This is a genomic window from Billgrantia tianxiuensis (assembly GCF_009834345.1).
Lineage (GTDB): Bacteria > Pseudomonadota > Gammaproteobacteria > Pseudomonadales > Halomonadaceae > Halomonas > Halomonas tianxiuensis.
The window spans coordinates 1,252,507-1,265,345 of sequence record NZ_CP035042.1 but is presented as its reverse complement, the minus strand read 5'-3'; the positions used below and the strand labels follow the sequence as shown (position 1 = coordinate 1,265,345).

Below are 12,839 nucleotides of genomic sequence, written 5' to 3'. Positions count from 1 at the left end.
GAGGTGATTGCCATGTTCGATCCCTGGCGCTCCAGCCATGCGCCCGCCCCTCGCCATGCCGATATCGTGCTGCAAGGGGGAAGATCTATACGCTCGATCCCGCGCGCCCCTGGGCCGAGGCGCTGGCCATGGTCGGCGGTCGGCTGTGCGCCGTGGGAGACGACAGCGCCATGCACGAGTGGATCGGCCCCGATACCCGCGTGATCCCGCTGGGCGGTCGCTTCGTCATGCCCGGCCTGCACGATATGCATACCCACCCGGACCTGGGGCTGGCCGCCAAATACGACGATTCGCTCAAGATCGGCATCGAGGACCCTACCCCCGAGCAGGTCAAGCAGGCCATTCTCGACTATGCCGCCCACCATCCCGGCGACGGCTGGATCCATGGCGCCTATTTCGTGCGCTACACCTTCCGCCAGGCCGGCCTGACGCCAGGCCGGGAATGGCTGGACAGCTTCATGCCCGACCGCCCCGTGGCCATCCTCGACCGCATGTGGGGCACCATGATGGTCAACAGCAAGGCGCTGGCCCTGGCCGGTATCGACCGCCACACTTCGGACCCGCGCAATGGGTACATGGAGCGCGACCCGCTGACCGGCGAGCCCACTGGCCTGATGATCGATGGCGCCTATGCCATGATCCACGCCGCCATGCCCCCCACGCCGGTGGAGGTGCTGCGCAAGGCCTATCAGGAGGGCCTGCACTTCCAGACCAGCCGCGGCGTCACGGCGACCAAGTACGTGCACGTGTGCGAGCAGCGGCTGGACGCCCTCAAGCAGCTCGACGATGCCGGCAAGCTCAGCCTGCGCGTGGAGGCGGCCATCAGCTGGCAGGACGACATCTTCCCGGTCAAGCGGCGCTGGGAGCTGCTGTGCGGCGAACGCCACTATTACGCCAGCAGTCGCCTGAGCGCCAATGCCGTCAAGTTCCACTTCGACGGCACCGTGGAGCCGCGCTCCTCCTTTTTGCTCACACCGTGGGAGAGCGGCGACGACTGGCGCGGCAAGATCAATCTCACCCCCGAGCACCTGCGCGACATGCTGGTCGACATGGACCGCCGCGGCATTCGGGTCATTGCCCACTGCACCGGCGACGGAGCCTCCGACCTGTTCCTGGATGCGGTGGCAACTACCCGTCGCATCAACGGACCCAGCGGCGTACGTCATCAATGCGCCCACAGCACCATCCTGCACGACGCCAACCTCGCCCGCTTCGCCGAGCTGGATGTCATCGCCGAGTTCTCCCCGGCAGCCTGGTATCCCTCGCGCTTCACCTCGGGGGCCCGGGCCGGCTATGGGCCGGAGCGCCTGTCGCGTGCTTACAACCTCCGCGGCGTGCTGGACGCCGGCGGCGTGGCGGTCTTTGGCACCGATTTCCCGGTCGCCTCCATCGACCCCTGGCTGGCCCTGGAGACCCTCGTGACACGCCAGAACCCCTGGGAGCCGGGCGAGGAGCGTTTCGGCACGCCCATTAGCCTGGAAGAGGCACTCCGTGTCGCCACACTCAACGGCGCCTATGCCATGGGCCTGGAGCATGAAACCGGCTCGCTCGAAGTGGGCAAGTCGGCCGATCTCATCGTGCTCGACCATGATCCCTTCTCGCGCGAGGTACGCGGCAACCTGCATCGTACCCAGGTCGAGATGAGCTTCCTGCAGGGCCAACCGGTCTACGACCGCGACCGCACGCTGATCGATTTCGATCTGGAGGCCACCTGGCACGGCCAGCCGCCTGCGCTGGCCTCGTGACACGCCACGTCAACGCCGCTTTACGGAGTCATGATATGACCTGTGCTGAACTACTCATTCGCCTGCTGCGCGATCGCTACGGTGTCGATACGCTGTTCGGCATCCCCGGGGTGCATACCGTGGAGCTCTACCGCGGGCTCGAGGCGAGCGGTGTGCGCCACGTCACGCCGCGCCACGAGCAAGGCGCCGGCTTCATGGCCGACGGCTACGCCCGGGCGACGGGCCGGCCCGGCGTCTGCCTGATCATCACCGGGCCCGGCATGACCAACATCGCCACCGCCATGGGCCAGGCCCTGGCCGACTCGGTGCCCATGCTGGTGATCTCCAGCGTCAACCGCCGGGACACCCTGGGCCGTGGCCAGGGCCGACTGCACGAGCTGGAGAGCCAGCGCAACCTGGTGGCAGGCGTGGCACGCTTCAGCCATACCCTGCTCGACCCCGACGGTCTGCCCGAAGTGCTGGCCCGGGCCTTCGCCGTCTTCCAGGGCCAGCGGCCGGGGCCGGTGCATATCGAGATTCCCATCGACCTCTTCGACGCACCCGTCAGCCCGCCGCGGAAGTGGAACGCACCGACAATCTACCCAGCGGCACCCGACCCCGACGGACTGGCCCAGGCGGCGCAGTGGCTGCGTGACGCCCAGCGCCCGCTGGTGCTGCTCGGTGGTGGCTGCGTCAAGGCACCCGCGGCGGCCAGGGAACTGGTCACCCGCCTGGACGCACCGACGGCGACCACCATCAACGCCAAGGGCCTGCTGGGCGATGCGCACCCGCTCGACCTGGGCGCCAATACGGGGCTGCCGGCCGTGCGCCGGCTGGCCCACGAGGCCGACGTCATCCTGGCCATCGGTACCGAACTGGGCGAGACCGATTACGACGTGGTCTTCGACGACGGCTTCGTCCTTACCGGCCGGCTGATTCGTATCGACCTGGATGCCCAGCAGCTGGTGCGCAACCAAGCCTTGTCGCTGGGCCTGGTTGGCGATGCAGCCCAGGCGTTGCAAGGCCTGCTCGAGCATTTCCCCAGCCCGCTGAACAAGCAGGGCGTCGCGCGTGCCAGCACCACCCGCGACGCCCTGAACCTGGCCCAGGATCCTACCCTGGCGCCCTTCGTGCCGCTGTGCGATACGCTGCGCGAGGTACTGCCGGAGGCCATCTGGGTAGGCGACTCCACGGCCCCGGTCTACGCCGCCAACCACTTGCTTGCGCTACCGGCTCCGCGCCACTTCTTCAACGCCTCCACCGGCTACGGCACGCTGGGGTACGGCCTGCCGGCGGCGCTGGGCGCCCAGCTCGGCCAGCCGCAGCTGCCGGTAATTGCCCTGGTCGGGGATGGCGGGGTCATGTTCACCCTCTCGGAGCTGGCCACCGCCGTCGAATACCGCCTGCCGGTGGTGATCCTGCTGTGGCACAACCACGGCTACGAGGAGATTCGGCGCTACATGGACAATCACGGCGTCGAACGCCTGGGCGTCGACATTCAGGCGCCCGACTTCATCACGCTCGCCAGCGGGTTCGGCTGCCTGGCCACGCGGGTCGACTCGCCTTCCGAGCTGGCCAGGGCGCTCGAGAGCCGTCCGACCGACGGCCCTTTCCTCGTCGAGATCGACGCCAGTGCCTGGATGGCCTGGTGCCATGACAATGCATCCTCGGCCAAGGAGCTTTCATGACGTCCCTGACGCAGCAGTTCATCGACAATCAGTGGGTCGCCTCGGCCAGCGGGCAATGCCTGCCGGTGACCAATCCCTATACGGAGGAGCGAATCGCCGACGTCACGACCGGTCATCCGCGCGACGTGGATACCGCCGTGGACGCGGCCAAGCGCGCCCTCCCCGCCTGGCAGGCACTCAGTGGTGCCGAGCGCGGCCGGTATCTCGAGGCATTCGCCGAGGCGCTGACGCGCCGGCGGGATGAGCTGGCACGTGTGTCGTCGACCAATAACGGCAAGGTGCTGGCGGAAGCGTACATCGACCTCGACGACGCCATCGCCTGCTATCGCTACTACGCCCGGCAAGCACGCGCCCTGGACGCCCGGCAGGGCGAGCAGGTGCGACTCGACATGGAAGGCGTCGAGGCGCGCTGCTATCACGACCCCGTCGGCGTCGTCGGGCTCATCACGCCGTGGAACTTCCCGCTGGTGACCAGCGCCTGGAAAGTCGCCCCGGCACTCGCTGCCGGCTGCACCGTGGTGCTAAAGCCCTCGGAAGTGACGCCGCTGCCCGAGCGTGCCCCCGCCGAGATCGCCCTCGAGGTGGAACTGCCGCCGGGAGTGTTCAACCTGCTCTTCGGCGACGGCCAGGGTATCGGCATACCGCTGTGCGCCCACCCCGATATCGACAAGATCTCCTTTACCGGCAGCAACCGGGTAGGCGAAGCGGTGATGCATGCCGCGGCCGACCGCACCGCCAGAGTCTCGCTGGAGCTCGGCGGAAAATCGCCCGTGCTGGTGCTGGAAGATGCCGACCCCGAACAGGCCGCGGACTGGGTGATGGCGGGCATCTACTACAACGCGGGGCAGATCTGCTCGGCGACATCGCGGCTGTTGGTTCACCAGGACGTGGCGGAGCCGCTCTATGCGGCACTGGCACAGCGCATCGATGCCCTCGAGCTGGGCGACCCGTTGGCCGAGGGTAGCGACATGGGCCCGCTGACCAGCGCAAGGCAGCGCGACGCGGTGCAGGCCTACCTCGCCATCGCCGAGCGTGAACGGCTGGTGGCGGTGCGCGATGCACGCCACCGCACCCTGCCGAGCGGGGCTACTTCCTGGCACCCACGCTCTACCGCGACGTCCCCACGACCAGCCGGCTATGGCGAGAGGAGATATTCGGCCCGGTACTCTGCGCCCGCAGCGTGGCAGACGAAGCAGAGGCCATCACCCTCGCCAACGACACCGACTTCGGCCTCGCCGCCACCGTAATCAGCGGGGATCCAGAGCGAGCCCGGCGCATCGGCCGCCAGCTCAAGGCCGGCAGCATCTGGTATAACAGCGAACAGCTGGTGCTACCCCAGACCGGCTGGGGCGGCTTCAAGCGCAGTGGCATCGGTCGGGAGCTGGGGCCTTGGGGCCTGGCCGCCTTTTTGGAGGTGAAGCATCTGGTAGGGCCTAGCTGAGCCACACGACGCCTTTATGAAGGATAAGCAAGGCCGGGAGCCTCATCTCGAGTGAGGCTCTCCCGGCTGCCAAGGGAGCACGGCTCGCCGGGCATGGGCGCGTTACGTGACGCGAGCGAGATGAAGTAGTGGCCTGGGTGAAGGAATAGCATGCAGCTTGCTCAGCCGACCAGTGCCGGAGCCGCCTATGGTGGGCCAGCTGAACTCGAACCGGCGACTAAGGGATTATGGGTTCGCTTTTAAATTAATATGCTACTGATACTCAAGGTAAAGCAACCGTAATTGAGCGAAAGGTACAGTTCTTTAGGATTAGTAGGTTAGCGAAATTTGAGGATAGCATACGAAGCTGGTGTGTGTGCCGGTGGGGTATCGATCTTGGCCAGCTAATCAACGATGCAGCGTCGAGCCAGTTCAAAGACTTCAGAGTCATCAGCGATGATATTCTGGAGCACCAAAGGCTTTACATCAACTAGGCACATGATTCTCGTTCCAAGTATGGTCAATGTTTCCTGATCATAGATAATTCTAGTCGAGATAGACAAAGCTATGTATTCCATGCAGCACCTCGGTTCGCTAGCCATAAAAAATTAAGCTAAAGCTAGTATTGTACTCACCTCAGCCGCCCAGATACTTTTGAGCCAGACATTCGAGAAAAAATTAGGGTCACGAAAAATTAAAGCGCATCCACAGCGTGACAAAGAAGTTACAGGTACAGCCAAAGCCATGGGCAGAAGCGTTTTATCACCAATACCAAATGGCAGATTCGGAAGGCAACCTGATTCAAAGGAACTCCGATAAAGCCTGTGCACTTCATTACTCTTTCTGCCAAGACCTAGTCCGGAGCGCCCGTCAGAAAGCGCGAAGGCGCTTGGCGCCGGATATCACCCCATGGCATAACCCTCGACATGGGGTAAGTCAGGTATAGTAGCCTCTTCGCACGCGTAGCAGCTACGAAAGCGTTGCGATTTTCTTCGGCCCGTTCCTTGGCTCCCGTAGCACGATAGTCGGGAAACATGCCTTCTGCCATACCCGCCATAAAAACGACATCGAACTCCAATCCCTTTGACGAATGCACAGTCAATAGCGCAACGCCCTCGCGCGATGTCTTCTGAACCGCGCCGAGCGCTTTACCACTGAGGAATGCAGGGAGACTCCTGGTACCTGTCGCTGAACGAAGGAACTGATCCCACTCTTGCCGCAACACTGCCACATCCTCATATATCGCAAGCCGATCCGCTTCATCAAGTGCGTCAGCGTGTTCTTCGAGTACAGTTAGCGCTGGCATGAGATCGAGGCGCGACAGCTTCTTCGCCACCGCGGCGATGCTATTAACGACAGCTCCTACCCGTGACTCATCTGCCTCTGAGGCCATCAACCGGATCGTTGTAAGAAAGTCGTCGGATGTATCCGGTGTGCCCACCTTCCAGCGCTTAGCTAGGGCAGACAAATGCAGGAGGTCCCGCGGATTGGCCATTACACGCAACGCAATGAGAAAATCATCAACGACTTCTGACTCATTTTCATGGTTAGCCGAAAGCCGCTTGTAGAAAGTGATACCTCGTTTCTTAAGTTCCGCCTCAATATTGAGTAACGCGAAGCGTGTCCTACCCAGTATTGCGCACTTACCAGGCTCTATGCCACCTTCCACATCCGGATGCCCTTCCAGAAACAGCCGCTCAAGTTCGTCTGCAATCTGCACTGCCTCGTTCTTCTCGTCAGCACCCCGCAGAACTCGAACACAGCCGGGTATAGGTAGTTGCTGGTCCACCATGTAGTTGGGGTCAAGAGTTTGTGCGAAATTCACTACCGCTCGCGAGGATCGGTAGTTAGCCATAAGTTGGACTCTCTTAGCGCGGAAATCTTGACCAAAACGCTCCATATACTCGGGGCTAGAAGTGTTAAATCCGTAGATTGACTGACGCGGATCACCTACCATCATCACGTTACGATGAGACCCAGAACAAAGCGCAGCAATAACTGCGTACTGAGCTTCGTTCATATCCTGAGCTTCGTCAAGACAAATAAACTTATATAGACGCCGATAGATGTCACCAACCTTCGGATTATCGATAAACAGTTTATACGTGAGCAGAAGAAGGTCGTCAAAGTCGAATGCGTTGCATGCCTGCATGCCCGCATTATAAGCATCCAGGACTCGCTGCACCTCTTCGTCTTCGATTACTGCACAGGTCACAGGATGTGATTTAACGTAAGATATTGCGGACAACCATTTCCCCACACGCCTCTTACGCTCTTTTGAATCAGTAATATCCGCGAGCTTCTCAGAAAGGAACGGGTCTTCTGTGATCGCTTTTTCAAGCACTTCCTGACGGTCTTTTGCCTGCTCAAAAATGTTTGGTGCTCCCTCAAGCCCGACGAACTTACCACGCTCGGAGAGCACCTCAAGGCAGAATCCATGCAGGGTCCCAATGAAAGCACGCTCCCGCACATCACCTAGGTCCGCTAGGCGCTCTTTCATTTCGGCTGCGGCCTTGTTCGTGAACGTTAAAGCTAGCACCCGAAAGTGTCCCGGAACGTTTGTCAGCAAGTTCCGAATACGTTCAGTAAGTACTCGCGTCTTACCAGAACCCGGCCCCGCAACCACAAGAAGTGGTCCATCAACATGAGTGGCAACACTGAGCTGCTCGTCGGAAAGCCGCCATTTAAATCCATCTTCCATTACTCATCCTCCGACTTCGATAACTCGTGGCATTCACTGATTATTTCAAGCAGGTTTTTAATATTCGCAGGAAATCGTCGATCCGAATCAGGGAGACTGCAAATTACTTCGGCCAAAGGGCGTGCAATCCTTGTCTTGTTCTCTTCTGTATAGTCTAGCGCAGCACGGGCACGCCCGCCTTCGCTCTTGTAGTCGCGAATTTTTCCTTTCTTTTTCTTGGTTCTATCGAGCCTTTCAATATAGTCGCCAAGGTAATTTTCTTGTTTCTCAACCTCATCAATCACCCTCTCAATCTCGGAGAGGTAACCTTCGTCGATCAACTGAGCTTCAAAACCATTTCCCGAAGGCAAAACGACCACATTGGTGCATTCTCCCGATTCTTTCTCGCCAGCCCTAACCAGAGCTCGGTTTAAATCACCGACTGGGCGGGGTTCGCCATCAGCAAACACGTACCAAGGTATCGTAAGAGCCTTAGCCAGCCAAATGAACGGAAAGTAGTCGGTTCCGTTTACGCGAACAAAACAGAAACCGAGTTCGTGAATGGTCGCACCCCAATATTTCGAAGCGTAGACCGGCAAGGCTTGTTCTTCGGTTTGCCCCTCGAACAACACCACACCCCGCGAAAACAGTATATCTCCACGTGTATCGATGACCGTATTTTGAAGCTTGCGGACGTCATTAGGACCGAGTGTACTGGTATCCAGCTTATTGACGACAGTATCTCCTTTTGACTTGAAGAATAGCCGGAGGTCTTCAAGCGCCGCCTGGCCGGTGAAATAAGGCGAATGGGTGCTTACGATGCGCTGGCCCGCCACGTGCTTGATGTGTGAGAACAGAGACCGCTGGGCCTGAGGATGCAAATGCGCTTCAGGCTCTTCGAGTGCTAATACCGAATGAATACTATCCCCACCCTCCGTGGCTTGTTTGTTACGCCAAGAAGCGTAGGCTCTGAACACCATGAGAGCTGCAAGACTGCGAGTACCCATCCCATGCCTAGCGAGCGGGAATGACTGAGCGCCGGGAGTATTGAATGCTACATCCACTCCTTTTGAGAGGTCGCGAAGCTTGCGAGCGACTGCAGCGACCTCAACCCCTCCACCATCGGAGGCGACCACTGATTGCAATCCAGAGAGGCTCTCCCTGAGGTGCTTTAGGATTGCACTCTTGTTGACTATCCGCTCGTTGATACCTGATAGAGTCTTTTCCATCTCTTCAATCTCGTCGACAGAAAGACCCAGGTCTTCGGTGAGTCGCCTCCAGAAGGAGCCAGGCTTTCGCAAATCCTCGTCAAGGTCGCGCTTCGCATCGATATAATGGAGTGCGAGTGGCTCAAGCTGCGCTCCGGTGACCGGTCTCTCTTGGGTGGCAGCAGTCTTCCAATCCTCAAACGCCTTCCACTCCTTGAGAAACCGTCGCTCAAGTACGTATTCGCCTCTGACATCACTCCATCTTAGCGTCGTTCGGATGCCTGTGAATTCGCTGATATCGTCGTCAATAGCGATACCTGTAGTTCCCCAAAGGTTCGTCCAGAAACTGCCTTCCGGATAGGTGCTCGAAACCTTGCCGTCAGCGTCTACCGGACGAAGCATTAAGTCGATGGTCACTTCGCGGCTTTTAGGTGCCGTCAACTCGCCAGGAGCCAAACGCACATCGTCCGCCCCAAGCGACTTTCGCCCCGCCCCAATCGCTGCGAAGAGCGCATCGAGAAAGCTGGTCTTACCAGCATTATTAGCTCCGATGAGAACGGTCAGGTTATTGAGTTCAACCTCGATATTGGCGAGTGAGCGGAAATCACACACGCGCGCGGCGACGATAGCAATTCCACTTTCGGCTCCATAGATGGTCATCTTGATGCACTCCCTGCTGCTACTGAACCATTGTCATCCATCTCAGAGGGCCTCCCAAGCAAAAATCGAGAAAACTTTTCAATAAGCCACAGTTAAGAAATCAGATGCTTGGTTGTAAATCCCCCCTGTTCCTCCCCGCCAGCAATTTCAGTATTAACAGAGCAAACTGCCTACCCGTCTCTTCGTCCTCCAACAGCGGCATGCTGAGCTTCTCGTGGTCACTCATGGCGTCGAGCACGGCATCAGTGACTCGCTTGGGGAAGAGGCCGTGCATCACCTGGTCTGCGCTGTGGTTGCGGACTTGGGCCATCACCGCTTCGTCGCGCTCGATACGATCAGCAATGCCATTGGCGAAGTGCAGCTTGTCGTCGTCGCTGACCTCAGCGCCGTATAGGTCGTTAAGACGGTCGATGATGTCGGCCAGGCGCTGCTTCTCGGGATCGTGGGGCTTGCCTGAGCCGACTTCGCTGACCGGGGTGAGACCGTAGTCGCCCTCGGCCTCTTCCAGGCGCAGGCGCTTCTCCTCACGCTTGGTGAGTCGGTAGTGGGTCAGCTCCAGCTCGCTAACATCGATGGCCTCCTCTTCCAGCAACCGATCGGTGCGCAGCAGCGGGTGGAGATGGCGGGCGAAGACGCAGAGCTGCTCCAGCTCGGGGTCGTCGAAAGTGACGATCTGGCTGAGAAACTCGTAGGTACGCACGAAGCTCTGCAGGTTCTTGCGGAACAGGTCGAGCTTGTCGCGGGTGGTGCCGGCCTCCTTAAGCTCCTGCTCGGCGCGCTTCAGGCCCTTGTCGTCGCCATTCTTTTCGGCGGTCTGGCGAGCCTCCTTCCAGACCTGAAGTTGCTCTAGGGCTAGCTGATAGCGCTGCTTGAAGCGGTCCTGAGCCGGACGGCAGTAGTAGCTGAGGCTGGAGGCCGGCGCCTTGGGGTCAAAGAAGGCCTTGGCGAAGGCTTCCACCTCGGGCCAGTGATAGATGCCGCTGGCGTCCAGGGTGCGCTGCAGGTCGTAGACGACGTTGGGATCGGAGACATCGGCCAGCTCTGCCTTGCGGTAGTAGGGCGCGAAGGCGTCGAGGATCTCCTGCTCGTCGTTGTAGAAGTCGAGGATGAAGGTCTGCTTACCGGGGAACAGCCGGTTGAGCCGCGAGAGGGTCTGCACGCAGTCCACATCACGTAGCTTCTTGTCCACGTACATGGCGCACAGCTTGGGCTGGTCGAAGCCGGTCTGGAACTTGTTGGCGGCGATCATTACGTTGAAGTCATCGGTATCGAACGCCTCGGCCAGGCCGCGCCCCTTGAGCCCGGGATTGAGCCGCTGGCTGGTCTCGGTGACCTCCTCGGGGATCTCCTCATCGGGCGGCACGCTGCCGGAGAAGGCGACCATCGGATGCACGTCGCCGTAGCCCTTGTTTTTGATGTAGCCCTGCATGGCCAGCTGATAGCGCACCGCCTCCTGGCGGCTGGCGGTGACCACCATGGCCTTGGCCTGGCCGTCGAGCAGGTGACGAACGTTGTCGCGGTAGTGCTCGACGATCACCTCCACCCGCTGGGCGATGTTATAGGGGTGCAGCCGCACCCACTTGGCCAGGGTGCGCGAGGCCTTCTTGGTATCGACCTCCTGGTCCTCGCCATCCGGGTGGGCGAGCTTCCAGGCGGTGCTGTAGGTGACGTAGTTCTTGAGCACATCGAGGATGAAGCCCTCCTCGATGGCCTGGCGCATGGAGTAGAGATGGAACGGCTCGGGCTTGTTGTCGGCGCAGGCCGGCAGATCGGGATCCGACGGACGACCGAACAGCTCCAGGGTCTTGGCCTTAGGGGTGGCGGTGAAGGCGTAGTAGCTGATCCGCTCGCTGGGGCGCCGTGAGGCCACGGCAGCGTCCAGCATGGCCTCCGCACTGATCTCGTCGTCATCGCCCTCTGTGATCTCTCCCGCGGCCGCCAGCAGCGCCTTGAGCTTGCTGGCTGAGCTGCCGGTTTGTGAGGAGTGGGCCTCGTCGGCGATCACTGCATAGTTACCTTCGGCGAGCTGGGGCCGCTTATCCAAGGCGTCGAAGAGCGCCGGGAAGGTCTGGATGGTGACGATGATGATACGGGTGTTGCTGGCTAGGGCCTCGGCGAGCTGCTCGGACTTGCTTTGGTTGCCGATGTCTCGGGTGATGGGCCTCACCACGCCGTGGGCGTGCTCGAACTGATAGATGGTGTCCTGCAGCTGGCTGTCGAGCACCGTACGGTCGGTGACCACGATCACCGAATTGAAGAGCTTCTTGCCGTCATCGCCGTAAAGATTGGCCAGCTGATGGGCGCACCAGGCGATGGAGTTGGACTTGCCCGAGCCGGCGCTGTGCTGCACCAGGTAGCGGCGCCCGGGCCCCTCGGCCAGGGTGGCCTGCACCAGGCGATTGACCACTTCCCACTGATGATAGCGCGGGAAGATCAGCGTCTCCTTGGTGGTGCGACGGCCGTGGAAGTCCTCGACGGTCTTCTGATCCAGATGCAGGAAGCGGCCGAGCACCTTCAGCCAGGCGTCCGGGGCGAACACCTCCTCCCACAGGTAGGCGGTGGCGTAGCTCTGCTCGTCCGGTGCGGGCGGGTTGCCAGCCCCGCCCTCCTCGGTGCCGCGGTTGAAGGGCAGAAAGTATGTATCCTTGCCGGCCAGCTTGGTGGTCATGGCCACCTCGTCCTGGCTCACTGCGAAGTGGACCAGGGCGCCGCGATTGAAAGTCAGCAGCGGCTCCGGCTTGCGGGTGATGGGGTCCTTGATGGGGCGGTCCTGGCGATATTGTCGCTTGGCGTTTTCCACCGTCTGCTTGAACTGGCTCTTGAGCTCCAGAGTGGCGGTGGGGATGCCGTTAACGAACAGCACCAGGTCGAGGCGGGGATTGTAGTTTTGGCCGGTGCTCTCGCCGCCCTTGCCCTGCTCCCTGGCGTGAGGCGAATAGGAGACCTCCGGTACCACCCGCAGTCGGTTGGCGCGATAGCGGGCCAGGGAATCGGGGTTCATGTCGTGATCCGGCTGGAAGCTGCAAAGGTCGAACTTCACCCCCGGCACCTTGAAGCCATGGCGCAGCACCTCCAGGATGCCGGCCCGCTCCAACTCGCGAACCACCTTCTGCACGAATACCTGCTCGGGGGCCTGAGGGTTGGCCTTGCAGAACTTCTCCCAGCACTCGGGCCAGGCCTCGCGCACATAGCCGAGCAGGTCCTCGGTGTAGAGTGCCGAAGTACGGTCGTAGCCGCTGGCAGTGCCAGTCTTCCAGCCGCCGGCCACCATGGCCTTGATGATGTCCTGCTGGAATTGGCCTTCCCTGCTGTCCGCCATGTGATCCCCTGCGCCTGGCGTAATTATACGTAACAGCCTAGCGCTTTAGGGTTAGGAGGAGAAGCCTACTTAGGCTGAGACATTCCACAGAGGGCGTTACCGCCAGTCATCAGGGAAGCCCTCTCCCATGCTATCGACTC

At 60.7% G+C, this 12,839-nt stretch carries 5 protein-coding genes and 1 pseudogene; 3 read left to right on the top strand and 3 right to left on the bottom strand.

The genetic code is table 11. From position 1 onward, the window contains the following. Nucleotides 1-128 precede the first annotated feature (128 nt). From EKK97_RS05975 to EKK97_RS05965, 3 genes and pseudogenes are all read left to right on the top strand, one after another. Entirely contained in the window at nucleotides 129-1,745 is a 1,617-nt protein-coding gene (locus EKK97_RS05975) for an amidohydrolase (protein ID WP_201297017.1), read from the top strand. A gap of 35 nt (nucleotides 1,746-1,780) precedes the next feature. Continuing rightward, complete coding sequence (locus EKK97_RS05970; protein WP_159550239.1) at nucleotides 1,781-3,412, top strand: 5-guanidino-2-oxopentanoate decarboxylase; 1,632 nt, start codon at nucleotides 1,781-1,783, stop codon at nucleotides 3,410-3,412. Beyond that, nucleotides 3,409-4,853: pseudogene (locus EKK97_RS05965) on the top strand (aldehyde dehydrogenase family protein). The gene EKK97_RS05970 and the pseudogene EKK97_RS05965 overlap by 4 nt, the downstream one beginning before the upstream one ends. An 832-nt stretch (nucleotides 4,854-5,685) precedes the next feature. Here the strand turns inward: EKK97_RS05965 and EKK97_RS05960 are convergent. From EKK97_RS05960 to EKK97_RS05950, 3 genes are all read right to left on the bottom strand, one after another. After that, nucleotides 5,686-7,533 carry an ATP-dependent helicase gene (locus tag EKK97_RS05960; RefSeq protein WP_159550236.1) on the bottom strand — a complete coding sequence of 616 codons (1,848 nt, stop codon included), beginning with the start codon at nucleotides 7,531-7,533 and terminating at the stop codon, nucleotides 5,686-5,688. After that, entirely contained in the window at nucleotides 7,533-9,380 is a 1,848-nt protein-coding gene (locus tag EKK97_RS05955) for an ATP-dependent nuclease (RefSeq protein WP_159550233.1), read from the bottom strand. The genes EKK97_RS05960 and EKK97_RS05955 overlap by 1 nt, the downstream gene beginning before the upstream one ends. A 100-nt stretch (nucleotides 9,381-9,480) precedes the next feature. Beyond that, a complete protein-coding gene (locus tag EKK97_RS05950; RefSeq protein ID WP_159550230.1) occupies nucleotides 9,481-12,699 on the bottom strand; it encodes a type I restriction endonuclease subunit R in 3,219 nt (1,072 codons plus the stop codon). Nucleotides 12,700-12,839: the final 140 nt, after the last annotated feature.

What these genes read in the sequence shown, in the direction of transcription:
- EKK97_RS05975 (WP_201297017.1), top strand. Translation starts at nt 129, where the DNA reads ATGGTCGGCGGTCGGCTGTGCGCCGTGGGAGACGACAGCGCCATGCAC.
- EKK97_RS05970 (WP_159550239.1), top strand. Translation starts at nt 1,781, where the DNA reads ATGACCTGTGCTGAACTACTCATTCGCCTGCTGCGCGATCGCTACGGT.
- EKK97_RS05960 (WP_159550236.1), bottom strand. Translation starts at nt 7,533, where the DNA reads ATGGAAGATGGATTTAAATGGCGGCTTTCCGACGAGCAGCTCAGTGTT.
- EKK97_RS05955 (WP_159550233.1), bottom strand. Translation starts at nt 9,380, where the DNA reads ATGACCATCTATGGAGCCGAAAGTGGAATTGCTATCGTCGCCGCGCGC.
- EKK97_RS05950 (WP_159550230.1), bottom strand. Translation starts at nt 12,699, where the DNA reads ATGGCGGACAGCAGGGAAGGCCAATTCCAGCAGGACATCATCAAGGCC.